At 42.3% G+C, this 24,845-nt stretch carries 29 protein-coding genes, 1 tRNA gene and 1 other annotated feature; of the genes, 27 read left to right on the top strand and 3 right to left on the bottom strand.

All coding sequences use genetic code 11. The annotated features are described in order from the left end of the window. Window positions 1-10: 10 nt before the first annotated feature. The gene (locus LPKJCM_RS08230; protein ID WP_057963080.1) at window positions 11-2,689 is read right to left on the bottom strand and encodes a YfhO family protein; all 2,679 of its coding nucleotides are present in this window, start codon (window positions 2,687-2,689) and stop codon (window positions 11-13) included. A gap of 128 nt (window positions 2,690-2,817) precedes the next feature. Here LPKJCM_RS08230 and LPKJCM_RS08225 point away from each other — a divergent pair, with 128 nt between their 5' ends. From LPKJCM_RS08225 to LPKJCM_RS08195, 7 genes are all read left to right on the top strand, one after another. Beyond that, window positions 2,818-4,869, top strand: a complete 2,052-nt coding sequence (locus LPKJCM_RS08225; RefSeq protein ID WP_057963081.1) for a peptidoglycan D,D-transpeptidase FtsI family protein — start codon at window positions 2,818-2,820, stop codon at window positions 4,867-4,869. A 115-nt stretch (window positions 4,870-4,984) separates the two neighbouring features. Next, complete coding sequence (gene rpmG / locus LPKJCM_RS08220) at window positions 4,985-5,134, top strand: 50S ribosomal protein L33 (RefSeq protein WP_013727979.1); 150 nt, start codon at window positions 4,985-4,987, stop codon at window positions 5,132-5,134. 80 nt (window positions 5,135-5,214) lie between these two features. Further along, window positions 5,215-5,769 carry a 5-formyltetrahydrofolate cyclo-ligase gene (locus LPKJCM_RS08215; protein ID WP_057963082.1) on the top strand — a complete coding sequence of 185 codons (555 nt, stop codon included), beginning with the start codon at window positions 5,215-5,217 and terminating at the stop codon, window positions 5,767-5,769. Between the two features lie 19 nt (window positions 5,770-5,788). Continuing rightward, window positions 5,789-6,451: a rhomboid family intramembrane serine protease gene (locus LPKJCM_RS08210; protein WP_057963083.1), complete on the top strand. Its 663-nt coding sequence runs from the start codon at window positions 5,789-5,791 to the stop codon at window positions 6,449-6,451. 42 nt (window positions 6,452-6,493) lie between these two features. After that, window positions 6,494-6,715: a YqgQ family protein gene (locus tag LPKJCM_RS08205; RefSeq protein WP_057963084.1), complete on the top strand. Its 222-nt coding sequence runs from the start codon at window positions 6,494-6,496 to the stop codon at window positions 6,713-6,715. Next, complete coding sequence (locus LPKJCM_RS08200) at window positions 6,708-7,694, top strand: ROK family glucokinase (protein WP_057963085.1); 987 nt, start codon at window positions 6,708-6,710, stop codon at window positions 7,692-7,694. Before LPKJCM_RS08205 ends, LPKJCM_RS08200 begins: the two co-directional genes overlap by 8 nt. Window positions 7,695-7,718: 24 nt before the next feature. Further along, window positions 7,719-8,141, top strand: a complete 423-nt coding sequence (locus LPKJCM_RS08195) for a rhodanese-like domain-containing protein (RefSeq protein ID WP_057963086.1) — start codon at window positions 7,719-7,721, stop codon at window positions 8,139-8,141. Between the two features lie 86 nt (window positions 8,142-8,227). Here LPKJCM_RS08195 and LPKJCM_RS08190 read toward each other — a convergent pair whose 3' ends face one another. Then, window positions 8,228-8,404 carry a DUF3042 family protein gene (locus LPKJCM_RS08190; RefSeq protein WP_013727973.1) on the bottom strand — a complete coding sequence of 59 codons (177 nt, stop codon included), beginning with the start codon at window positions 8,402-8,404 and terminating at the stop codon, window positions 8,228-8,230. Window positions 8,405-8,502: 98 nt separating this feature from the next. On the opposite strand from LPKJCM_RS08190, the gene LPKJCM_RS08185 reads away from it, so the two are divergent. From LPKJCM_RS08185 to LPKJCM_RS08150, 8 genes are all read left to right on the top strand, one after another. After that, a complete protein-coding gene (locus LPKJCM_RS08185) occupies window positions 8,503-9,249 on the top strand; it encodes a glycerophosphodiester phosphodiesterase family protein (RefSeq protein WP_057963087.1) in 747 nt (248 codons plus the stop codon). Beyond that, on the top strand, window positions 9,246-10,175 hold the full coding sequence (gene miaA / locus LPKJCM_RS08180) for a tRNA (adenosine(37)-N6)-dimethylallyltransferase MiaA (RefSeq protein ID WP_057963088.1): 930 nt from the start codon (window positions 9,246-9,248) through the stop codon (window positions 10,173-10,175). The genes LPKJCM_RS08185 and miaA overlap by 4 nt, the downstream gene beginning before the upstream one ends. A gap of 85 nt (window positions 10,176-10,260) precedes the next feature. Continuing rightward, window positions 10,261-10,671 carry a MerR family transcriptional regulator gene (locus LPKJCM_RS08175; RefSeq protein ID WP_057963089.1) on the top strand — a complete coding sequence of 137 codons (411 nt, stop codon included), beginning with the start codon at window positions 10,261-10,263 and terminating at the stop codon, window positions 10,669-10,671. 16 nt (window positions 10,672-10,687) lie between these two features. Continuing rightward, entirely contained in the window at window positions 10,688-12,031 is a 1,344-nt protein-coding gene (gene glnA, locus LPKJCM_RS08170; protein WP_057963090.1) for a type I glutamate--ammonia ligase, read from the top strand. Between the two features lie 180 nt (window positions 12,032-12,211). Continuing rightward, the gene (locus LPKJCM_RS08165) at window positions 12,212-13,852 is read left to right on the top strand and encodes a peptide ABC transporter substrate-binding protein (RefSeq protein ID WP_057963091.1); all 1,641 of its coding nucleotides are present in this window, start codon (window positions 12,212-12,214) and stop codon (window positions 13,850-13,852) included. A 288-nt stretch (window positions 13,853-14,140) separates the two neighbouring features. Continuing rightward, a complete protein-coding gene (locus LPKJCM_RS08160) occupies window positions 14,141-15,022 on the top strand; it encodes a hypothetical protein (RefSeq protein ID WP_057963092.1) in 882 nt (293 codons plus the stop codon). Next, on the top strand, window positions 15,015-15,956 hold the full coding sequence (locus tag LPKJCM_RS08155; protein ID WP_057963093.1) for a hypothetical protein: 942 nt from the start codon (window positions 15,015-15,017) through the stop codon (window positions 15,954-15,956). The genes LPKJCM_RS08160 and LPKJCM_RS08155 overlap by 8 nt, the downstream gene beginning before the upstream one ends. 9 nt (window positions 15,957-15,965) lie before the next feature. Further along, window positions 15,966-16,505 carry a dUTPase gene (locus LPKJCM_RS08150; RefSeq protein ID WP_057963094.1) on the top strand — a complete coding sequence of 180 codons (540 nt, stop codon included), beginning with the start codon at window positions 15,966-15,968 and terminating at the stop codon, window positions 16,503-16,505. Window positions 16,506-16,873: 368 nt separating this feature from the next. Here LPKJCM_RS08150 and LPKJCM_RS08145 read toward each other — a convergent pair. Continuing rightward, window positions 16,874-16,947: transfer RNA gene (locus LPKJCM_RS08145), tRNA-Arg, on the bottom strand. Window positions 16,948-17,407: 460 nt separating this feature from the next. After that, window positions 17,408-17,490 (top strand) — a sequence feature (ribosomal protein L21 leader region). Between the two features lie 19 nt (window positions 17,491-17,509). Here LPKJCM_RS08145 and rplU point away from each other — a divergent pair. The 12 genes from rplU (at window position 17,510) to LPKJCM_RS08085 (ending at window position 24,836) form a co-directional block, all read left to right on the top strand. Then, the gene (rplU, locus tag LPKJCM_RS08140) at window positions 17,510-17,818 is read left to right on the top strand and encodes a 50S ribosomal protein L21 (RefSeq protein ID WP_057963095.1); all 309 of its coding nucleotides are present in this window, start codon (window positions 17,510-17,512) and stop codon (window positions 17,816-17,818) included. Window positions 17,819-17,838: 20 nt separating this feature from the next. Continuing rightward, a complete protein-coding gene (locus LPKJCM_RS08135) occupies window positions 17,839-18,183 on the top strand; it encodes a ribosomal-processing cysteine protease Prp (protein WP_057963096.1) in 345 nt (114 codons plus the stop codon). A gap of 17 nt (window positions 18,184-18,200) precedes the next feature. Then, window positions 18,201-18,494 (top strand): 50S ribosomal protein L27, encoded by a 294-nt coding sequence (gene rpmA, locus LPKJCM_RS08130; RefSeq protein WP_014940013.1) that lies wholly within the window; start codon window positions 18,201-18,203, stop codon window positions 18,492-18,494. Window positions 18,495-18,648: 154 nt separating this feature from the next. Continuing rightward, a complete protein-coding gene (gene efp, locus LPKJCM_RS08125; protein ID WP_057963097.1) occupies window positions 18,649-19,209 on the top strand; it encodes an elongation factor P in 561 nt (186 codons plus the stop codon). Between the two features lie 31 nt (window positions 19,210-19,240). Then, window positions 19,241-19,678, top strand: a complete 438-nt coding sequence (locus tag LPKJCM_RS08120) for an Asp23/Gls24 family envelope stress response protein (protein WP_057963098.1) — start codon at window positions 19,241-19,243, stop codon at window positions 19,676-19,678. Then, window positions 19,678-20,091 (top strand): transcription antitermination factor NusB, encoded by a 414-nt coding sequence (nusB, locus tag LPKJCM_RS08115; protein WP_057963099.1) that lies wholly within the window; start codon window positions 19,678-19,680, stop codon window positions 20,089-20,091. The genes LPKJCM_RS08120 and nusB overlap by 1 nt, the downstream gene beginning before the upstream one ends. 75 nt (window positions 20,092-20,166) lie before the next feature. Further along, on the top strand, window positions 20,167-21,033 hold the full coding sequence (locus LPKJCM_RS08110) for a bifunctional 5,10-methylenetetrahydrofolate dehydrogenase/5,10-methenyltetrahydrofolate cyclohydrolase (protein ID WP_057963100.1): 867 nt from the start codon (window positions 20,167-20,169) through the stop codon (window positions 21,031-21,033). Continuing rightward, window positions 21,023-22,378, top strand: coding sequence for an exodeoxyribonuclease VII large subunit (xseA, locus tag LPKJCM_RS08105; protein WP_057963101.1), 1,356 nt, complete (start codon window positions 21,023-21,025; stop codon window positions 22,376-22,378). Before LPKJCM_RS08110 ends, xseA begins: the two co-directional genes overlap by 11 nt. A gap of 1 nt (window position 22,379) precedes the next feature. Continuing rightward, window positions 22,380-22,646 carry an exodeoxyribonuclease VII small subunit gene (locus tag LPKJCM_RS08100; protein WP_057963102.1) on the top strand — a complete coding sequence of 89 codons (267 nt, stop codon included), beginning with the start codon at window positions 22,380-22,382 and terminating at the stop codon, window positions 22,644-22,646. After that, window positions 22,627-23,520 (top strand): polyprenyl synthetase family protein, encoded by an 894-nt coding sequence (locus LPKJCM_RS08095; protein WP_087069598.1) that lies wholly within the window; start codon window positions 22,627-22,629, stop codon window positions 23,518-23,520. The genes LPKJCM_RS08100 and LPKJCM_RS08095 overlap by 20 nt, the downstream gene beginning before the upstream one ends. Window position 23,521: 1 nt before the next feature. After that, window positions 23,522-24,337 (top strand): TlyA family RNA methyltransferase, encoded by an 816-nt coding sequence (locus tag LPKJCM_RS08090; protein WP_057963104.1) that lies wholly within the window; start codon window positions 23,522-23,524, stop codon window positions 24,335-24,337. A 40-nt stretch (window positions 24,338-24,377) separates the two neighbouring features. Next, window positions 24,378-24,836, top strand: coding sequence for an arginine repressor (locus LPKJCM_RS08085; RefSeq protein WP_057963105.1), 459 nt, complete (start codon window positions 24,378-24,380; stop codon window positions 24,834-24,836). The last annotated feature ends 9 nt before the right edge of the window (window positions 24,837-24,845 follow it).

The raw sequence follows: 24,845 nt of genomic DNA, 5'->3' as shown, positions 1-24,845 counted from the left end.
ATCATGCCATTTACTTGGTGTTCGTCGGACCTTCAGGGTTCTCATTCTTTTGCTTTTTGCGGCGTTTCAAGATTGCTTCGGTACCAATAAATGCTAAACCAAAAGCAGTAATCAGCAAGCCGACTTTAAGACCCTCAGGCCAATAGGTAAAGACAACCTTGTGGTGACCTTTGTTGATTGGAATATATAGGAACATCTTTGCCCAGCGTTCTGGCTGAACCGATTTGCCATCAACCTTGGCTGTCCAGCCATTTTCAAATGGGATGGTGGTCGTCAATGCTTGATTGTTAGATGTTGCATCGACTGTCCCGGTTAATTGGTGATGGTTCCACTTTGTAACCTTGTAGGGTTTTGAATTCAAGTCTTTAGAGAATTTGGCAATCTTTGAATTATGAACTTTATACAATTTCACATCCTGTAAGAGGGCGTTATTCTTGTTAACAAAGATCTGAACATTAGCCGTGGTATTAATGCTGGTACCAGTTGCAATATTAGCAATGATGGTCTTTTCAGACGGCGTAAATTGAGTCTGTGCTTGGCCATCGACGGAAATTGAAATGTTGCCCTTATTGATTTCGGTGCCCAATGTCATGTAGTAAGACGTATTCTTCTCAATCGGTACTGAGAAAATAATGTAGGACATTTCCAAGAGGTTCTTTTTCTTCAGGACAGCATTGTTTAATTTAGAAATTGGCTGAATGTTGTTACACCGCATGTCAGTATAAGCAGCCGGTTCAAACAAATTCTTGATATTTGGATCGAGTCGGTGTGCAATTTGGTTTTGATAAGTGATTGGACTCTTGGCAATGGAATTGTGTTCCATTCCTGATTTGGGAGCCAGAAAACCAATCGGAACCGCATACGGATTACGGTAGGTACCAATCAGTGCATCCTGTGACAGTAAATTATAGTTGTTGTAATCAGGCTTTCTCGTCAAAGTAGTCAATAACTGCTTCTTTGGTTTTTTATTCGGATTGGCTTCAGTAATCTGGTGACTCATGTAATACTTCATGTTCAGCAATGAGTCAGTAAACATGGTTCCGTTAGAGTAAAGAACAAACGAATCTCCGTTTGGCTGGCCGATATTTTTGAAGAATTGAGACGTATCGGATTCAAGGGTCGATGAGAAGATTGAGCCACCGTTGTAATTGCCAGTGAAGGCATCGTTTTTGGTTCGCGAGAAGGTTGTTCCTAAACGGTAGAATCCTTTATCTTTTTGTTTAATCTCGTTGACGTGTTTTCTCATGATCCGTTCAAACGCTGTGTAGTTGTTGGCTTTCAAATAATCCAGGTGATTCAGCGAAGTGACCATGTTCAGCGCCATTTCACCACTCATCAGAACAGCCAGTGTCATTGCCAAGACGATGTTTTTACGATAGATTCCTAGGAAAACAACGATTCCAAGAGAAACGACTAAATACACACAGCCCCAGAGAAAATCAAAGTGACGCATATATTCGAGATGCTTCCAGCGGAGTTCAACGTAGAGCACCCCTAACGCCATGATGCCGGCGGTGACCAGATAGCCTTTCCAGTTAATGCCTTCGTCCAAGATGTGCAGAAACGCTTGAAAGGCGGTTAGAATCATCCAAAATGAGAAGAGATAGGAGAATCGGAAGGTGTACCAAACCGGCAGCTGCATTCCGTGCCAGAATAGATCCAACGGCTGAAAACACATTGACAGAATCATAAAGGCCGTTAATGAAAGATTGGCGATTTTGACGTTTCGCTTGATGGTTGGAATAAAGAAGTAATAAACAAATAAAATCAGGACGACACTAGCCACGAACACGTTAGCTGTCCCAGCTGGCAGTTCGTTAAAGTTAACCGAGCCGTTAAAGAACTTGCCCAACATATCCAGTGGGTTATATTCGAACTTGATTTTGTACTGACCCTTTGAATACTGGGTTTTGCTTCCCAGCAGCGAGAAAAATGTCGGCAGCAGCAGCCAAGCGGCCAGGATCCCACTTAGAATGGATGCTTTCAGCCATTTGAAAACAGCTTTGGCAGATGTTTGATTCTCGACTGGGAGCGCTTTGGCGGCCCAGTAAATAAACATAAAGAGGGTCAAGAAGATGGCGATCATGTAGCTCATGTAGTAATTCATGATTAACATCGCCGTTAAGCTGATGATGTAAATGGCACTCGACTGATTCTTCAAGATCTTAAAGAGTCCGTAAAAAATCATCGGCAGTACAAACAAGACATCAGTCCAAAGCATATTGAACTGATTGGCGACCATCCAGCCCATCATGGCGTAAGAAACGGAAAAGCCAATGATTGACCAGCCAACGTGTTTCGTGACCTTCATTAGAAAGTAGCCAAAACTTAAGCCGGCCAAACCGTACTTGATGATCGTAATAACACCCAAGACACTGGGGAGTTTAGAAAGCGGGAACAGTAACATGATTAAGTTCAATGGACTCATTAGGTAGTAAGCCCAGGTGCCCATCATGTCGCCGCCAAGCGCTTTGGAAAATGAAAAGAAAAAGCCGCTTGGACTATGTAATAGGGTATCATGGAAATTGGTGTAAAAATCGATGTACTGTTGACCCAAGTCAACGGTCATCACTGACGAACCGCCAAACGGTGCAAAGTGGCGAAAAATGAAGTAACTGGTAGAGATAAGTACCGGTACCAAAAAGCACAGGACTAATATGGAAATTTTCGTTGTTTTCTTTGAATTCATAATCTACATCCTTTTTAAAAGTGATTAACAACATATAGAATATCATAATAAGTTAAAGATTGACTACCGGTTGTAGTTTTTAGTTGGAAAATTTGATAAAATAAGTTTCATGGCAAGGAGTTAATATTGTGAAAATTTTTAAAAGACGCACCAAGAAAACGAACAAAGCAAAAGGTGTTTCACTGCCTTTTCGAATCAATATTATTTTTATTATCGTCGGAATCTTATTTGTTGCGCTACTTACCCAGTTGGCATACCTGCAGGTGATGTACGGTTCTAAATTTAAAGCCGAAGTTAACCGATCAGACACCTCAGTTGTCAACGGGAATGTTCAGCGGGGAATGATTTTTGATTCCACCGGGCACGTTTTAGTTGGGAATTCTGCTCACCAGGCAATTATTTATACAAAAGGCGTTAACGTGTTATCTGCCGATATGTATAAGACAGCTAACCGACTAGCACAGTATGTCACCGTTTCAACGGGGAGTTTGACGCAACGTCAACTGGCTGATTATTATTTGTCAAATACCAACAATTTGGCCAAAGTTGAAAAATCAATCCCAGGGATTTCCGGTTATTCTGTCGACGCGAAGTATAATAAAGCGGTTGCCAAAGTGGAAAGTTATCCAAAGTCGACTTTCTCTTCTGCGACCAAAAACGCGGCCACCATCTTTGCTAAGATGAGTGGGGCCTACCAACTATCAACCGTCAACATTAAGGATGCCAAAGTCTCAACCAGAGAAGTTGCGATGGTCGGGGAACACTTGGCGGATATGCCGGGAGTCAACGTTGGAACCAGCTGGAGCCGTAATTATCCGAATGGCCGTTCCATCCAAGGGATTACGGGAACGGTTTCTAATGAAAAGACGGGCCTGCCGAGTGATCGAGTCAATGAGCTGTTGGCACAGGGATACTCGCGAAATGACAGTGTTGGTCAAAGTTATTTGGAGCGCCAATACGAACCAGTGCTTCGAGGGACCAAGTCTCAAACTCAGATCATTTTGAATAGTGATAATCAGATCAAAAAAGAAATTAAAAAATATGGCGGTCAAAAAGGTGACAATCTTCAATTGACGATCAACGCCAGGTTCCAAAAGCAGCTGCAATCCTTAGTTCACTCTGCTGAATCCGGTGCTGGCGGGAATTCGACCGGGACCTATGCTGTGGTCATGAACCCTAACAATGGGGCAATCATTGGGATGGCCGGGGTTGATCGCAATCCAAAGACGTCAAAGATCACTGATAATATATTAGGAACCATTAACAGTTCAATCGTTATGGGCTCTGTTGTTAAGGGTGCCATGGTCTCAGGCGCGTTGATGGATCATGTGATCACACCAACTAACAGTACTTTGACGGACCAGCCGATTACAACCGGTGGGGTCAAAAAGTCTTCTTGGTTCAACCACAACGGTCGGGCTAACATCTCAGTTGATGCCAGTGATGCGCTTCAAGTATCCTCCAACTCATACATGATGCAGTTGGCGATGAAAGAAGGTCACTTCAATTATGTTGAAGGTGGCGCGTTAACCATGAGTCCCAACGTTTTCAATACGATGCGTGGCTACTTTAACCAATTTGGATTGGGCGTCAAGACCGGGGTTGACATTCCTGGTGAATCCACCGGATTACAAGGTGCCAGTGGTTACAAGCACATCGGAAGTGCATTGGATCTTTCCTTTGGTAACTACGATGCCTACACGACGATGCAGGTCGCTCAGTACATGTCAACAATCGCTAATGGCGGCAATCGGATTGAACCACACGTTGTTCAAGCGATTCGTGGAACCAGTCAAGATGGTAAACTAGGGACGGTAAAGGCCACTGTGATGCCGAAGGTCCTGAATCATATTGACATGACTCAAGCACAGCGAAACGTTGTCACAACTGGTTTATATCGAGTGGTTCATGGAAGTAACACCTACAAGACTGGTGGGATGCTGGATTCTATCAAACCGGAAATCTCTGCCAAGACTGGAACGGCTCAAACATTTTATAATGGAAATGAAACCGTCACCCTGAGTTTGGCTTCCTACGCACCATCGACCCATCCGCAGGTCGTCGTTGCTTTGGCAATGCCTAACCTGGGCGTTAACGCCGAAAGTAATAACATGGCGTTGGCTAAGCAAATATACTCTGCTTACTGGAAGACTGTCCAATCAACTTCAACTGTTAAGTAAAAACACTTAACATTTATCTATTTTGTCCTAGTAATTTGTTGGGATTGATGATAAAATATTTTAAGTTGAGGCTATTAGAATAGCTACTCTATCAAAAGTTTGGAGGTCGTATTCCATGCGAGTACACATTACAATGGAATGTACTGAATGCCACGAACGTACTTACTTATCCAGCAAGAACCGTCGAAACAATCCCGACCGTTTGGAGCTTAAAAAGTATTGCCCACGCGAGCGTAAAGTTACATTACATCGAGAAACCAAATAAGGCTTGGGTAAATACCCAAACCTTTTTTATATACAGAAGAGTCCGTCCATCAAATTTGACTGAATAATCAGGTGAGATAAATGAGCAAAAACAACCAATTAAAATCAGTCCTTCGTGACCAACAAATTGCTCGACTGAATAAGTTTCTGCAGGATCCCCAACAAAAGCCGCAAATTCACCGTTTGTATCAGCAATTGTTTGCCGATCGGCATTTTGCAAATAGTAACACATTGGGAATCACCCTCAGTATGGACGATGAACTTGATACCCAGCCCATTATTCAATGGGCATTAGCCCATGATAAGCAAGTCGCCGTTCCCCGGACACTTCCGCACCGGCAGATGGCCTTTGTTTTGCTGGAGCCTGACACCATACTCAGTCAGACTAAATTCGGGACAATTGAACCGGTTGGCGGCCAAGTGCTGGCAAAAAATCAACTCGACGTTTTATTGGTCCCGGGCTTGGCGTTTTCCAAAAATCATTTTCGAGTCGGATTTGGCGGTGGATTTTACGATCGCTTCTTGAAGGGCCTTACCGGAACGAGCATCGCATTAGTGACGCCGGTTCAATTGTTTGACGAGCCTGTCTGGGACGTAGAAGACTTTGACGTTAAAGTCGACAAACTCATTTACTAATCGGATAACAGGAGGGGTCATGAGCAATATACGCAACAAACCTTATATCACGTATGGACTGTTAATAATCATGGTGGTTGTTTTTGCCGTCATGTCGTTAATGGGGGGAACCGAAAATCCTGTCACCTTGGTCGAATTTGGTGCGAAATACAACCCATTGATTCGTGCAGGCCAGTACTGGCGATTGGTAACCCCGATGTTCATTCATATTGGCTTCACCCACATCTTGATGAACGGGATCACTTTATATTTCATTGGACAGTATGTCGAGCAATTGTTTGGTCACTGGCGGTTTGTGGTTATTTTCTTTGTTTCCGGCATCTTGGGGAACCTTGGTAGTTTCGCGTTTACAGATAGTTTATCGGCCGGTGCCAGTACCGCGATTTTTGGCCTTTTTGGTGCTTTTATGATGTTGGGAGAAAGTTTTTCCAAAAATCCGGCAATCGTTTCAATGGCTAAAACATTCCTATTGTTTATTGTCTTAAATATCGGAACCGATATTTTTGTCTCCGGAATTGATATTGCCGGCCATCTGGGGGGACTCGTTGGTGGATTCCTTGTGGCATATGTGACCGGGGTCGGCTTTTCCAAGACCAGTCAGGTCAAAAGAATTATTTCAGTCGTTATGCTGGTTGTAATCGCTTTCGTTTTGTTTACAATAGGTATGCGGGCAAAATTTTAAAATTCTAGAAAATGAAAGAAATTTACATGAGGATGTGAGATAATGAAAACGCTGTATGATGTTCAGCAGTTGCTGAAGAAATTCAATATTTATGTCTATGTCGGCAAACGCCTTTGGGACATTGAGGTCATGGCGTTGGAGTTGGACCATCTCCATGATGCCAAGCTGATCAGTCATGATGAGTTTATTCACGCGAAGCTGATTTTGACGCGAGAACATCGTGTTGAAGAAAAACAAGAAAGTAGGGGAAAAGACATTGGCTAAAAAGTTAATTGGAATTGATTTAGGTGGAACGACAATCAAATTTGCATTCATTGATACAAAGGGAAACGTCCTTACTAAATGGCGCATTCCGACAAATATCAGCGAACATGGTAGTCATATTGTGCCTGATATGATCAAGTCAATTAGTGACCAAATGAGAAAAGATGACTACAATGCCAGCGATTTTTACGGTATTGGCATGGGGACACCAGGAGCTGTTAACCGTGAAAAAGGCACCGTTGTGGGGGCATATAACCTGAACTGGGACATCGTGCAACCGGTTGGAGCAACGATTTCTGCTAACCTCAATTTACCCATTCTGATTGATAACGATGCTAATAGTGCCGCCCTTGGTGAATATTGGAAAGGTGCTGGAGACAAGGCAAAGGATGTTGTCTTCATCACACTTGGAACCGGTGTTGGTGGTGGTGTGATTGCCAATGGTAAGTTGGTTCACGGGATTAACGGGGGGGCCGGAGAAGTTGGCCACATCACCGTTGTTCCTAATGGTTATCAATGTACTTGTGGCAAGCGCGGCTGTTTGGAACAATACGCCTCAGCAACCGGCGTCGTCCACATTGCCAAAGATATGGCTAAAGCCTTTACGGGTCATTCACGGATTAAAGAATTGATTGACGGTGACGAAGATTTATCCTCGAAGATGGTCTTCTTCTTAGCCGACAATGGGGATATTCTGGCTAACCAAATTGTTGATCGGGTCTGCTCATACTTAGGATTAGCACTTTCACACATTGGTAACACGCTGAATCCGGAAAACATCATCATCGGTGGTGGTGTTTCCAACGCCGGTAACACTTTGCTTCAACCAACTACCCGTTATTTCCAAGAGAATGCCTTTCCTTCTGTCCGTGACTCAACCAGATTGAAGTTGGCTCAACTAGGTAATGATGCCGGCATTATTGGTGCGGCATCATTAGCGTTACAGTTTAGAAACAATCAACCATTTGGAACAAAATAATCATATTATTTGAGAGAAAGAGAGATGTTTTTATTGATAATCGGTGCAATCAGCGCCAATCTGGTGACAACCATCATTTTGATCATCATCTTACTTGCGTGGGGCGGCTACACGATTTTTCAGAATATGCGTGTCAAACAAGCGGCAACATATTTGAAAAACGACGAGTTCCAGAAGGGTATGAGAAAAGCACAAGTCATTGACCTGCGCGAACAAAAAAGTTTTAAGGATGGCCACGTATTGGGCGCTCGCAACATGCCCTATTCAACCATCAAAAACTTTTATACCCAGCTTCGCCCAGACTTGCCCGTGTACATGTACGATCAGGGCAAAACGATCAGCAAACGAGCTGCTCTTTTCTTAAGTAAAAAGGGATATAAAGATCTCTATATCTTAAAAAGTGGTTATCAAGGCTGGAATGGTAAGGAAAAAAAGAGCAATTATTGATAAAATAGGACTATGAACAAAACCACTGTTTTGTTCATAGTCCTATTTTTAGATTCGTTATTAGTTTAAATGGATCGGATCACGTTCTATCCGTGGTGGGCAGCTCGGCTCTTACGCATTGCCTTTTTCCGGTTATCCTCGAACTTTTGCTCTTCGTCTTCAATTGGGTCAACAACTGATTTTTTAAATGTCAATAAGGCACCAACCCCGGCTGCAACGGTTCCGAGAACACCAACAATGAGCCCATTAGTAAACTGTTTCATATCTAAACCCTCCAATATTCGTTGATACTTTTATTATGCTTTATTTTTTCTGAGATATCTAGTTAATTGATTAATTAATCGCTCAAAAGGAGTTTATTTTGAAAATCAATACCAAAATTATTGCCCATCGCGGTAGTAAGGGGACCCGACCGGAAAATACACTGATTTCCTTTCAAACCGCCATTGATGATGGGGCGGACGGCATTGAAACCGACGTTCATTTTTCTAAAGATCATCAATTAATCATTATGCACGATGAAACCGTTGATCGAACTACCAATGGGTCAGGACGGATTGTTGACAAAAACTTGGCTGAAATCAAGCATTTAGATGCGGGCATTCGTTTCAGCACCGAATTTAAAGGAATTACGGTGCCAACGCTCCAAGAGGTCGTTGAACTGTTGATTAAAGATAATTTCACCGGTATTTTTAATCTGGAGTTGGAGACCAACAAGATTCAATACCCCGGCATCGAAGCAGCTGTTTTTGATTACTTTGTGTCCATTCAGTATCCATTTCAACTGATTTACTCAAGTTTTAACGCTGAGTCGCTTGAAATCCTCAACCACCTGGATCCCAAATTATCGGGCGCTAAATTATTCAAAACAGCGGCTAAACAAGCTAAAACACTGAAAAAGGACCATTTGATTGCCGACTTTCATCCAGATATTCGCTGGCTGAAACGACATCCCTTTTTTGCGCCTGCTCAAAATCTGCGGCCTTGGACGGTGAATTCAACAGAAGATATGCAATATTGTTTTGAACGCAACATGGCAGCGATTATCACTGATTATCCTGCTCGGGCCGTTCAAATCAGGTCAGAGATGCGGGAGGGACTGGAATGACTAAAGTTTTAGCAATCGTCGGGCCGACAGCCGTCGGTAAAACTGATTTATCCATTAAACTTGCGCACCGCTTTAACGCGGAGATCATCTCAGGAGACTCGATGCAGGTTTATCGACACCTGGATATCGGGACGGCCAAAGTCACGCCGACTGAAATGGCCGGTATCAAGCATCATTTGATTGATATCAGGAATATTGACGAACGCTTTTCGGTCGCTGATTTTGTCCACGATGCATCGGAGCTAATCCAGTCCATTCATAAAGCGGGTAAACTGCCAATCATTGTGGGTGGCACCGGGTTTTACCTCCAAGCACTGCTTTCAGGGATGGAACTGGGCGGTGACCAATATCAAAATGATGACTTGAGAAGGCAATTACTGGCCGAGGCACAAACCAATGGTGATCTGGCGCTTCATCAACGATTAGCCAACATCGATCCACTCGCAGCAAAAGCGATTCCGGTTCATAACGTGCGACGCATCATTCGGGCGCTGGAAGTCTACATAAACACGGGCCATCGATTCTCTGATCAGCATAATGCCGGCTCAAAGTATGACGTCTCCGTCATTGGATTAAATACCGAACGGGCTTTACTATACCAGCGAATTAATCAGCGAGTCGATCAAATGATGACGGCTGGTCTGCTGAATGAAGCGCGCTGGTTATTCGACCACGGTGGTCAACAATTTCAAGCTGGTAAAGGCATTGGTTATCGGGAATTGTTCCCGTATTTTCAAGGGCAAACAGCTTTGGAAGAAGCGGTTGATTTGATCAAAAAGGATTCACGCCATTATGCCAAACGTCAATTGACTTGGTTCAGAAATAAAACTGAGCCAAGACCGAATTGGTATAACCTCGTTCAGCAGCCAAATCGGTTGTGGGAGATTGAAAGTAGCGTTGCAAAATGGCTGGCTGACAACAATTAGTGAATTCATGTTATAAAATGTGACATTTGGCCTTGACTTTGATTATGGGAATGGTATTATAAGGACAAGATTTAGGAGGTGAACAATGCGAGAGAAGGAATTACGGCGTTCAATGTCAGTTCTGCCGATTGGAACTGTGATGAAGCTAACTGACTTGACAGCACGACAAATCAGATATTATGAACAGCAGGAGTTGATTAAGCCGCTTCGTAATGAAGGTAATCGACGGATGTATTCGTTGAATGATGTCGATCGGCTTTTGGAAATCAAAGATTATCTTGATGACGGTCTGAATATCTCTGGTATCAAAGAGGTGTACAAGAAGCAGAATCAATTGGAAGATGAACGGAAGCGTAATCTTGAGAAGGGTTTGACCGACAGCGATGTTAGAAAAATTCTTCAAGATGAGTTTTTAAACATTGGTGGATTGAAGCCGCCTTCTTCGTCATTTGATGATCCGACTAATTTGAACAATTTAAATAAACTAAATCATTGATGGGAGCGATGGATAGATGGCTACAAGGCATGATTATTCAAAAGATGATATTCGCAAGATGGTAAAGGACGAGGATGTCAAATTCTTACGTCTGATGTTCACAGACTTATTTGGGACAATTAAGAACGTTGAAGTCCCAATCACTCAGTTGGATAAACTGCTGGATAACAAATTAATGTTTGACGGTTCTTCAATCGAAGGTTTCGTTCGAATTGAAGAAAGTGACATGTATTTGTACCCTGATTTATCAACTTGGATGATTTTCCCATGGAGTACTGATCGTGGCAAAATTGCCCGAGTTATTTGCCAGGTCTACCGTCCAAACGGCGAGCCATACGCAGCCGATCCTCGCAACAACTTGATCCGTGTTCTCGGTGATATGAAGAAGGCCGGCTTTACTTCATTTAACATTGGGCCTGAACCAGAGTTCTTCTTGTTCAAAATGAATGAAAACGGTGAGCCGACACTTCATCTGAACGATAAGGGAAGCTACTTCGACATGGCCCCAATGGACTTGGGTGAAAATTGCCGTCGTGAAATTGTCTTGACGCTTGAAGAAATGGGCTTTGATGTTGAAGCCGCTCACCATGAAGTTGCGCCTGGTCAACATGAAATTGACTTTAAATATGCCGATGCTTTAGCCGCTGCTGATAATATTCAGACGTTCAAATTGGTTGTTAAGACGGTTGCCCGTAAATATGGCTTGTACGCTACGTTCATGCCAAAACCTTTGAGTGGTATTAACGGTTCAGGGATGCATTTAAATATGTCGTTATTTAACGATAAGGGCAACACCTTCTACGACAAAGACGGCGAATTAGAAATTTCTCAAGAAGCTTATTACTTCTTGGGTGGTTTATTGAAGCATGCTCGTTCATTTACCGCTGTATGTAACCCAATTGTTAATTCTTACAAACGTTTGGTTCCAGGTTACGAAGCACCTGTTTATGTTGCTTGGTCCGGTTCCAACCGTTCGCCACTGATTCGAATTCCAAGTGCTCGTGGTAATTCCACTCGTTTGGAACTTCGATCCGTTGACCCAACCGCTAACCCATACTTAGCCATTGCATGTGTCTTGGAAGCTGGCTTGGATGGCTTACGTAACAAGATTGAACCTGAACACAGTATCGACCGTAACATCTATCGAATGGATGCTGAAGAACGTCAGAAGAGTCACATCACCAACTTACCGGACACCTTGCATAATGCCTTGAAGGATCTTTCAGCTGACGAAACAATGAAGAAGGCACTTGGTGAACATCTCTACAACAGCTTTATTGAAGCTAAGAACCTTGAATACGATTCATACCGCACGCAAGTTTCCGGTTGGGAACGTGAACAGTATCTTGAGAAGTATTAGTTTTAGAATTACTTTACCGCACTTGATAAGAACGTGATCGATTGTTCAAAGAGCTCACGGTGGTGCACCAGGGTGTATCGCTGTGAGCTCTTTTTATACCGATCAGCTCTCATCAAAATCTAACACGATTATAATTGAATGTCTTTGAATCTCATATGGCTTTTAAAGGGGTGTCTCGTTATGTCAAATATTTCATTTGGTTTAAAAATGGGGTTAGTTGTCTCCACAGCTTTGATTTTGAGTGGCTGTTCATCGCAAAAGAGTGGTTCAGGGAAACTAGCTGCCAAACAGGAATTTACCACTGCAGTTGATTCAGAATTGTCGACGGTTGATCTTTCAAGAACGACGTCAGTTCAAACATTTGAAGTTTTAAACAACATTGATGAGGGCCTTTATCGTCTGGGCAAGAATAGCAAAGTTGAGAATGCACTGGCCACTAAAACTCAAATTTCAAATGATGGGTTAAAATACACCTTCAATCTGCGGAAGGGAACCAAATGGAGTAATGGTGATCCCGTTACTGCCAAAGATTTCGTCTATTCATGGCGAAGAACGGTTAATCCAAAAACGGCATCCCAGTACGAATATCTTTTCTCAGGAATTCAAAATGCCGATGCGATTCAAGCCAACAAAAAATCACCTAATTCACTGGGGATTAAAGCTGATGGCAAGTATAAACTAGTGGTAACCCTGGAAAAGAAAATTCCGTATTTCAAGCTGCTGATGGGCTTTCCGCTTTTCTTCCCGCAAAATCAAAAAGTTGTCGAAAAGTATGGCGATGATTACGGCACAAAGAGTGCTGATATAGTCTACAACGGACCGTTCAAGCTGACCGACTGGAATGGGACTGGGATGACTTGGACGCTTGCCAAGAATCAAAATTATTGGGATAAGAAAGCCGTTAAATTAGCCAAACTCCACTATCAAGTGACCAAGGATCCTTCCACTGGTTATAACCAATTCAAGACTGATAAGCTGCAATATGTTGGTTTATCAGGTGTCTTGGCCAAAAATCTGAAGAACAACCACAATTTGGTGACCCGAGAAACTTCGAGCTGTTACTACTTGGCATTCAATCAAAAGAAGAAACTGTTCAAAAACTTAAAGATTAGAGAAGCGATTTCGATGGCTATCGATCGCAGTCAATTACCCAAGAAAATTTTGGGGGATGGGTCGTTTAACTCCCAAAGCTTTGTTTCTAAAGGACTGTCAATTAATCCTAAGACTGGTAAAGATTTCACAGCAACAACTGCCAAACCGGATTCTTTAAAATATAACCCAACGAAGGCAAAGGCGCTTTTTAAAGCCGGCCTCAAAGAACTTGGGATTACCAAAATGAGTTTTACGCTGCTCAGTTCAGACGAATTTGCCCAAAAACAAGTCAGTGAATATCTGCAGTCACAGTTAGAAAAGAACCTTCCTGGACTGAAAGTGAGCTTAAGAAATATCCCGTTCCAAACTTTACTATCACGACAGAAATCACATAATTACCAAGTCACAATGGGCGATTGGTACGCCGATTTTGCGGATCCAATTACGTTTTTAAATATTTTAACGTCAGGAAATCCCAGCAACGTTCCGCAGTGGTCTAACAAGCAGTACGACAAATTGATCAAAGCATCTTCAATCACTGATGCAGGCAATCCTGACAAACGATTTGAGGACATGACCAAGGCCCAAAATATCTTATTGGCGAACCAAGGCATTACCCCCCTGTATCAATCAGCAAGCAAAAACTTGTTGAGTAGTAAAGTGAAAGGGATTATTTACAATACGGCCGGTGCTACGTACAATTATAAAAATGTTTACATTGTTAAATAGGTCATCAGAGAACGAAATTGTTTGACACCAGTAATATCCTAATCGACAAGAGTGAGTTTTTCACCTACCAATCATTTTGAAACAAGCAAAATATAGAAGCGGCCAGGTCATCATTAACTCGTCATGATGAGTCGGCCGCTTCTGATATTTCTGAGCAATTTTCAAAACAATGGCTGATATTCTCATCATTTTGACAAATCTTTCATAAATAATTCGATTAGCCCTTTATTTATATACGTTTTTCAGATAACATTAAATGTATAAATAAGGGGAATACGAGGCAATATTATGGATAACAAAATTGAAAACGATCCATTCAGCCAAACCGACTCGATTTTAGCTTCTGCATTAAGTGAAAAGGTAAAATATCTGTCGAATTTGAATGACTCGATCAAAAATGGCAATGATTTAAAAGTATATGAACTAATGGATCCCAACCGCTTTGCAACAGAAGTCAAGGGTGAACAAGCTGATCAGCCACAGACGAATTTCTTTAGCCTGGCAGCTGATTTGAAAGCTCAGTTAAGTCATCATCTCAGTGACAAGCTCATTGATTATTTAGGCACGACCTATCCATTCTTTTATTACCACGAATACGATTTGGGGAAATTCAACATCTACTTTGGTAACTGGTGGGACCACCGGATGTTTGGGGAGTTGGATGCAATTAACGTTCGATTCAATTTTGCTAAAGACGAATACAACACGCTGGCTAAATCGTTCGAACTTGAAGCCCAAAACAAGCGGGTGAATGACGATCAAATGCGCGAACTGGGTCAAAAGAACGAAAAGTTGACCCAACTGATCGAAGATCAAGCCAAGCGTGATCAGCGTAAGGAAGAAATTCGTAAACAAATTAAAGAAAATGAAGAGAAGTCACCGATGCCTTGGGAAGCAGGAAAGGTTAAGGAAGAACATCAACAACTTCAAAATGCGCTGTTGGACTTAACCAATGTTGATGAGCAGGCTTCCGGTGCCCGGGCAGAGATCAAAAAGAATGAAAATGAAATTCTGGCATTATCCAAGGAAGAAACGATTTACAATTTGGAAAAACAAAATATTCGGGCTTCGTTTGGCAGTTTTGAAGCATTTATTGAAAACAATAACAACTTATACGCCAAATACTTGCAAAGCTTGAGCAAAGAATCGCAGGTGACTGACGGTGAGTAACGAAAATACGGAAACAGAAAAAAACGTTTTGACGACGACCCAACTTTTAAATCATTATGCGCAATCCATTCAGACCGGGTTAGACAATGGTTCTAAGTATGTCAACGCCTTTACCAGCTTAAACACAACCCAGGACCTAAATGAGTTGTTAACAGCAGCCGTTTCATTAACTAATTATCAACTGAATTCCGACTTCGTAGAATTTCCACACCAATTTTCTGATGAAGATGTTCAGTTGATATTCTTTGCACGTTTATTGAAGCTGTCCGACAACGTCGATGGGCTTTCGATTAGTAATTCTGAACATGTCCAGAAATTGCTGGCAAAATTTTCCTCACTTGGTGACAATACCTTTACATTCACCAAGTCGACGAAGAATGCAGCTGGGTTCTTCTTCGGGCCAACTGCTCATAACCGACCCCTATTTTATTTAAATTTGAAGAGTAAGGAAATGATGTTTCATAGTTCGGCGTTAATTGATTACTTTGTGGTTGATATGGAAGGCCTCGAAGTTTCTGCCCTTAAGCAGGCAATAAACGTTATTATGCGGGCTGCCGAAGTTCTTAAAGAAAGTTTCGGCTTCAAGATTGACTTTAATGTCCTTGATGGGGTTAATGGCGAGTTCTACGAATTTGCGGCAGGTGCAATTCCTGAACCAATTTTGGACGAGCTGTTTGTTAAATCTGCTGATAACCAATACATTTTGATGTCCGGCGAAAATGGCGGTGCCTCACTAACACTTGATAACGATACCCAGCTTAACGTTTATAACGCCGGTGATGAAGACCGGCCAAAATGGGGGGCAACCATTCACGACCAGGATCAAAAGGAGAGCTGGCTGAACCTATTATTAGATTATCCGTTTATCAAAGATTGGTACCTGGATAATAAAAAACAGCTTGAGATCCTGTCAAATAAGTTTATTTTCGGATAGGAGTTTGAAATGGATTTACAATCATTGATCGCTTCATCGGTTTATTTGAACCGCCAAATCGAATCAAAGAAACAACTTCACTGGTCAAATGACGGTAGAGTGAAAAATGCCTTTGTTGCCCTAGATGTGGAGTTAGCTGAGATGGCCAACACTTCTGAGTGGTTCAAGGTCTGGAAAACGCATCGGGGTAAACATGATGCAGACAAGACACCGAGAGAAACCTTGCTTTATGAATACGTGGATGCGATGGATTTCTATCTTCTGATTTCCAACCTCAAGAATTGGAACCATGTGATCTTAAATTCCCAAGCAGATTTGGCTAAAATCAAGCAGTTCAAAAAAGAGGAGAATCTTGATAAACAGTATCTAGCCTTGAAACGGATGCTGTTTGACGCTTATTTTAATCACAGTGGTGATAGCTTTAATCATTCTTGGCGGTTGTTTCTCAAGTTTGGCCTGGTTGATTTTGGCTATACTGAACAGGAGATTGAACAGGCCTTCAATGATAAAAATCAAATTAATGAAGACCGCCAGGATCAAGATTATTAATTCAGAGTGGGAAATAAAGCGGTTAGTTTCCAGAATATAAGCAGGCAATCCGAATATCCAGGGCTTGGATATTCGGATTGCCTGCTTATATGGCCGGAAACTGCTTTATTTCCCACGTTTCTGCAAGGTAATATTCGAAATTATAAAGTATGAGTAAGACGATAAATGCTTTTAGTATTCCCAGATGTAAAATGATTAATGACTTGAAATCTCGTTGACCATTTTGTGGATCTATTTCTGAAAACCAGTGAATTAATATAAAATAGTCACAACTTTTAGGCCAAATAAAAATGCCTTAAATCCATCTTGGTAACGGATTTAAGGCATTCTATCAATGTTGATGTAGATCTGTTAAAAACAGTGTATGATGTCGCAAGAGAGATTCGAACTCTCGACCTACGGTTTAGAAGACCGTTGCTCTATCCAGCTGAGCTATTGCGACAAATCAACAATAACAATTATATGAAATATTAACAGGGTAGTCAATGTTTAATCAGTTTTTTAGGGGAAAGCTATCAGAATGATTATGAATTTATTAAGAAAGTTGCATTTTTATTAAAATTTAAGTTGATTCATTTCAAAAAATTGAACGTTACCTCCGAAAACAGGATAATCAAGATGTGCAGCGGAATACTGTCACAATTAGGAGGTGGACGTTGTGGGATTTGTAATCTTCATTGTCTTTATTTTTATCGTTAGTGGCATTATTCAGTATTTTACTAATTTTTCAACCACCACGCGAACCATGCTTTAAGTCCCACGTTTCCGCAAGAAAATATCTGAAACGACGAAGGAATGGGTGAAACGCTAAATGGTTTGTCGCATCCTCTTTACGGACAAACAGATTTCTATTGACGAACACCTGTCAATTATGTATACTAGTAACGTTGTAATTGTGGCTTCCACAGCTACAACCGCTCGATTCAAGCTGATAAGTCTTCGACAGTGGTCGAAGCGCTTGTTCTCGGCGAGTCTAAGCAAACTTATAAGGAGGTGCACAAGATATGTACGCAGTTATTACTACAGGCGGTAAGCAATATAAAGTTTCCGAAGGAGACGCAATCTACGTTGAGAAGTTAGACGCAGAAGAAGGCGCAAAGGTGACTTTTGATCAAGTTGTTATGGTTGGTGGCAATTCAGTTAAGGTTGGTACACCATTAGTTGATGGCGCATCAGTAACTGGAACTGTTGAAAAGCAGGGTCGTCAAAAGAAGATTATTATCTTCCGTTACAAGCCAAAGAAGGGCTCACGTTCAAAGAAGGGCCATCGTCAACCATATACCAAGGTTGTTATTGATTCAATCAAGGCATAATTAACTCTGAGGTGACTGATATGATTAAAGCAACCATCAAACGTTACCGTGGTCACGTAAGTGGATTCACCATCACCGGTCATGCCGATGCAGGTGAGTATGGACAAGACATTGTCTGCTCCGCGGTTTCAGTGTTAAGCATCACAACGGTTAACGGCCTCCAAGAGGTGGTCGGATTGAATGTGGATGTCGACAGTGACGATGATAATGGTGGCTATTTGTCAGTCAATATACCAGTTGTCAATGATTCCAAGAAAAGTATTCAAGCTGATGCAGTTTTGAATACTTTTGCGAACGGAATGGCTGATATAGCCGATAGTTATAGTAAGTATATTAAGTTAAACACAGCAAAATCAATTAATTAATCTGGAGGTGTAAACCTATGTTAGCAATGAATTTACAATTCTTCTCTCACCATAAAGGTGGTGGGTCAACTGCCAACGGTCGTAACTCAGCTGGTCGTCGTTTAGGTACGAAGGCTGCTGACGGCTCATCAGTTCACAGCGGATCAATCATCTATCGTCAACGTGGAACTCATATTTACCCAGGAAACAATGTTAAGCGTGGTAATGATGATACATTGTTTGCGGTCGTTGATGGCGTTGTTCGTTTCGAAAGAAAAGGACGCGACAAGCGTCAGGTTTCAGTTTATCCAGTTGCTGAAGCTGCAAAGTAAGCACAATAGTTTAATTAAAGAGGCTGGGACAAAACATGTGTTTTGCATCCCAGCTTTTTAATTGCCTAGGATCAAGATACCATTTTCATTGGCTATTTTGACCGAAAGTATTATATAATCTATTTATGTTACATTACATTTAGGAGGAACAACAATGGCAATTTCAACTGCTGATTTTAAAAATGGTTTAACCATCGTGGTCGATAACGCAATTTGGCGGATTTTGAGTTTCCAACACGTTAAGCCTGGTAAGGGAGGGGCATTCGTCCGTTCAAAGCTGAAGAACTTACGGACTGGTGCCGTTCAAGAAAAGACTTTCCGTTCAGGCGCTAAGATGGAACAGGCACAAATTGATACCCGCAAGATGCAATATTTGTATGCCGACGGTGATCAACATGTCTTCATGGATATGGATACTTATGATCAAATTTCAATTCCTGCCGAACAAATTAAAAGTGAATTGAACTATTTACAAGAAAACATGGAAGTTCAAGTCATTCAATACGGCAATGAAACTTTGGGGATTGAATTACCAAATACCGTCGTCCTCGAAGTCGCTGCCACTGAACCGGGTATCAAAGGCGATACCGCTTCAGGTGGTTCCAAACCCGCAACGATGACCACTGGACTAACCTTACAAGTGCCATTCTTTGTTAACCAAGGTGACAAGCTAACGATCAACACCACCGACGGGACTTATATTTCACGGGCATAGTATCCGATTGATCTGAAACGGAGGCTTTATAATGGCTGAAGACACGAATATCATTCTTCATTCAAATGATCCCGAACTTGGCAAAATTGAGATCGCACCTAACGTACTTGAAATTATTGCTGGGGTGGCGACATCACAAATTGACGGCGTTAACCGGATGCGTGGCTCGTTTTCAACAAGTGTGAATGAACTTCTTGGAAGAAGAAAGGAACACGGCAAAGGCGTTAATTTAACCTACACCGACGAAGAATTAACCATCGACGTTTATGTATACTTAAATTATGGCGTTTCTGTTCCTAAAGTTGCACTGGAAATTCAAAGCCAGGTTGAGCAACAGATGTTGTTTATGACCGGTTTGAAGGTAACCGAAGTCAATGTACACGTTCAAGGAGTGATTCCGGAAAAATCCACCAGTACGGTTGATCCGAATAACCCCTTTGCTGGCGAAGAAGAAAATGGTGAGGAATAGTGGAACTAACACGACACCAAATCAGAGAAATTGCGTTCCAAACGTTATTCGCCTTAAATACTAACGATCAAACTGATTGGAAAGATTTTTTCCAGGTTTTGACAAGCGGTAAATACGGCGACGACTACCCTGAATATTTGCATCAATTGATCTCTGGGGTTTTGGAACACAAGGCCGAAATTGATCACACAATTGAAAAATATTTAGCTGCCAGCTGGTCACTTGGGCGCATTGCCCGAACCGATTTAATCATCTTGGAGATTGCGATCTATGAGATGGTTTACGTCGATGACATGCCTGCCAAGGTATCAATCAACGAAGCAATTGAACTTGCAAAGAAGTTTAGTGACGACCGTTCACGAAAATTTGTTAACGGGATTTTGTCACATGCTTTAGAAGAACTGGTAAAATAGATTTACACATGTGTAAATCTATTTTTTTGTACATATGATTTCCTAACAACAAAAATATGAAGGAGCGATTTCTAAATGGCAACGATTATTGATGGTAAGGCATTGGCAAAGAAGTTAAACTCACAAACGAGTGACCGGGTAAAACAACTTCAGGATCAACACGGAATCACACCAGGGTTAGTTGTAATCATCGTTGGAACGGATCCGGCCAGTCAGCGCTATGTTAGAAATAAACACCGGACAGCCGAACGATTAGGGATCTATTCAATCGTCAGAGAATTGCCTGATACGATCACACAGCAAGAACTGCTAAACGTTGTCCAGGCCTACAACCAAAGTCCTAAGATTACGGGGATTCTGGTGCAGGACCCACTACCAAAACAAATTAATGAAAAGCAGATTACACGTTCCATTTTGCCTGAAAAAGATGTCGACGGCTTTCATCCAATCAACGTTGGCAAGTTATACTTAAATGACTCAACCAAGTACCCAGTGGCATGCACGCCCAAGGGTGTGATGACAATGTTCAAAGAATATAACATTGATTTGAAAGGGAAGAACACGGTGATGATCGGTCGCAGTGCCATTGTTGGCAAACCGATGGCTGCATTGATGTTAAATGCCGGCGCTTCGGTCTCGATTCTCCACCTATTAACAAAAGATATTACTGAGTATACGAAGAATGCCGATGTGATTGTTTCAGCAACTGGTAGCCTCCACACCGTGACAAAAGACGATGTCAAACCGGGAGCCGTGATTATTGATGTTGGTCAAAACATTAACGAAGAAGGTCATCTAGTAGGGGATACCGATTATGATGACTTGTTTGATAAAGTTTCTTACATCACACCGGTTCCAGGAGGTGTTGGCCCAATGACAATTGCGACCTTGATGCAGCAAACCGTTGATTTAGCAGAATGGAGCCTTGAACGTGGCGAATGATTATTTAACCGTTAGCGCCTTAACAAAATATATTAAAAGAAAATTCGATGTTGATCCGTATTTAACTAAGGTATACCTCACTGGGGAAATCTCCAATTTTCGACTACGACCGAATGCCCACCAGTATTTTAGCTTAAAAGATGATCACGCTAAAATTAGTGCAATCATGTTTAAATCGGCTTTCAACCGGCTAAAGTTCACTCCCGAAGAAGGAATGAAAGTTCTAGTTGTGGGACATATTTCAGTCTATGAGCCGAGCGGAAGTTATCAGATCTACGTCGAACAGATGGAACCTGACGGCGTCGGTCAACTATATCAAGCTTATGAGCAACTCAAACAAAAGCTGTCTGCTGAAGGATTGTTTAATTTGCCCAAGCAGCCACTGACCCAATTTCCTAAAAGGATTGCGGTTGTCACTTCGCCCAGTGGTGCGGTGATTCGTGATATTATTACCACCGTTCGGCGTCGCTATCCGATTGCTCAGATTGTCCTGTTTCCGGCACTGGTTCAAGGAGCCGAGGCGAGTGAAGACATCGTCCGACAGATTGAGCGGGTCAATCAACTAGGGAGTTTTGATACCCTAATTGTCGGCCGTGGTGGTGGCTCGATTGAGGACTTATGGCCCTTTAATGAGGAAAATGTTGCCAGAGCGATTGTTGCAAGTAAAATTCCAGTGATTTCCTCGGTTGGCCACGAAACTGACACGACCATTGCTGATTTAGTTGCGGATGTTCGTGCAGCGACGCCAACTGCGGCTGCTGAACTGGCCGTTCCACGTCTTGACCAGGTGTTAGTCGACTTGAGAACGACTCAAAATCGGATTATCAATGCGACTTACCAAGTGGTTCAAGCGAATAAGTTGCGTTTGAAGCGACTCCAGCAGTCAACGGTTTTTACGTCCCCGCAGCGGATTTATGAAACTTTCTCTCAACGATTGGATTTATTGAATCAACGACTCTACAATCAATCTGACAAAATTACGGGTAAGCAAAAGGAACGCTTTAACGACCTCAAGTTACGCCTGAGACTCGTGGCGCCAACCTATACCATCAAAGAACAACAGCAAAAATTGGGAACCCTTAAAGACCGCCTCAATCGGGCAACGACTCAGAATCTGAAAAATGTTTCCCAACATTACCAGATGTTGGTTGGATCACTCGACCATTTGAGCCCGCTGAAGATCCTCAGTCGAGGTTATACGTATACAACTGACGAACAGGGGCAATTGATCAAACGGGTCGCTGATTTGCACAGTCAAACAATTGATGTCCATTTCAGTGATGGTACCGTCAACGCTTCTGTCAACGCTTCTGTCAACAAGATTAATGCAAAGAAGGAGAAATAATATGTCTGACAAACAAGCTAATCAAACCTTTGAGGAAAAAATGACCGAACTGGAGACAATTGTTAACCAATTAGAGCAGGGAAACGTCTCCTTGGAAGAGTCGATGGCCAAATTTAAAACCGGAATTCAATTGAGTGAACAGCTTCAAGACACTTTAACCAAGGCAGAACACACAATGGCCAAAATGATGGACAAAGATGGCAACGAGGTGGCTTTTGAAGCGCCTAAAGATGAGAAGGATGGTAGCGATGGCAACCAAACTAACTGACCTTGAACAGTTGTGGATTCCAAAAATTAATGATGTATTGGAAAACGAGATTGAAAAAGATGCTGATCAAAAGACCTTAACAGCAGCTATGAGCTATTCAGTGAATGCTGGTGGAAAACGCTTGCGCCCACTTCTGACACTGGCCGTCTTGACCAGCTTGGGCGATCCAATTGACCACTCCGCGTTAAAGGCCAGCTGTGCCTTGGAATTAATGCATTCCTATTCATTGATTCATGATGATTTGCCGGCCATGGATAATGACGATCTTAGACGGGGAAAGCCAACCAATCATATTAAATTTGGTGCTGGGATGGCGACCCTTGCTGGTGACGGTCTTCAACCACTGGCATTTCAATGGTTGGTGGATAATGATTTCGATAGTCAAACCCAGGCGGAGCTTACTTTGGCGCTTGCCAAAGCTGCCGGTCCCCACGGAATGGTTTCAGGGCAAGCAGACGACATCGAATATGAGGGCACTCGGTTATCGTTGACGGGCCTTCAAAAACTGGACCGTCATAAAACCGGTGCTTTGATTCGTTATGCTGTCGAGGCGGGGCTAATTATGGGACGGGTCATTTCCGAAAAGCGTGAAGCAATGTTAACTTTTGCCGAAAAATTTGGGGAAGCTTACCAAATTTATGATGACATTTTGGACGTGGTCGGAACCGAAGCTGAAATTGGCAAACCGGTTCACCAAGATGCAAACAAGAATACGTATCCCAACCTGGTTGGCTTAACTAAGTCGTATGAAATGCTCCACCAGACTGTGGCTGCTGCTCAACAAGCACTCACAACTGCCGGCGACGATTTATCGATTGATAACAGCTTGTTAAACGATTTTACAAGTTATTTTAAAAATAAGGACGAAAAGTAATATGGAAAAGCAACGAGTCGATGTATTATTGGTCACTCAAGGGTTATTTGACACCCGGGAGAAGGCTAAACGAGCAGTAATGGCGGGGGAGATTCTCGGTGATAACGAAGAACGTTTGGATAAGCCGGGAACTAAAATTCCAGTTGATACTGATCTGCATCTCAAAGGCAAACAAATGCCTTACGTCAGTCGTGGTGGATTAAAACTTGAGAAGGCCCTCAAAGTATTTCATCTGGATGTCAAGGGACTAACCGTATTAGACATCGGTTCATCAACCGGTGGGTTTACGGACGTTATGCTGCAAAGTGGTGCTAAATTGAGCTATGCTCTGGATGTTGGCAGTAACCAGTTAGTTTGGAAACTGCGGGAGGATCCGCGGGTGGTCGTCATGGAGCATACGAATTTTAGATACAGCAAACTGGCTGACTTTACGCAAGGGCAGCCACAGTTTGCTTCAATTGACGTGTCATTTATTTCCTTAGAATTGATCTTACCACCCTTAAAAGAGATCCTTACTAAAAATGGGCACGTTGTTGCGTTAATTAAGCCCCAGTTTGAGGCTGGCAAAGCGAATGTTGGTAAACATGGGATCGTTAAAGATCCTGCCGTTCATAAAATGGTTTTGGAAAAGATTCTGAACTTTGCCGTTGCCAACGGGTACTCAGTTCAAAACCTTGATTTCTCGCCGATCAAAGGGGGCGCTGGGAATATTGAATTCCTAGTTGAATTAGAATCTGATGATCAACCGGTCATGTCACCAAATGTTTCGATTGAAAAAGTCATCGAGAACGCTTATTCTGAATTAAAGGGTTCTTAAACCTGTATTTTTATTCAATTTTATTGTTGGGGGTGTAATGATGCGTAAGAAAGAACGCCAAAGGCTAATCAAACAATTACTGGCAAGTAATAATATTCAACGGCAGGAAGATTTTGTCTCACTACTGGATAAGCAAGGGATCAAAGTGACTCAAGCGACTGTTTCGCGAGACATTAAGGATATGCAATTGGTTAAGGTTCCTTCCGTTACTGGTGGGTATCGGTACAGTTTGCCGACTCAAAAAAATATCGACACCGAAAAAAAACTGGTGCAATCCATCCGGGACTCCTTTGTGTCAGTTGATTCACAAGACAAGTTGGTCTTTATGAAGGTCTTACCTGGTAGTGGGCCAGTCATTTCTAGTTTGATGTACCAGATGAACTATAGCGGGATTTTCGGCACCCTCGGCGATGACAACACGGTCTTGATTATTGGCAAAACTGAAGCCGATGCGATTAATATGCGCAATCAGATCAATAGTATGTTAGGAACTGATTAAGGATTATTG

It is taken from the genome of Lentilactobacillus parakefiri (assembly GCF_002157585.1).
GTDB classification, from domain to species: domain Bacteria; phylum Bacillota; class Bacilli; order Lactobacillales; family Lactobacillaceae; genus Lentilactobacillus; species Lentilactobacillus parakefiri.
This window is presented reverse-complemented; position numbering and strand designations above follow the sequence as displayed.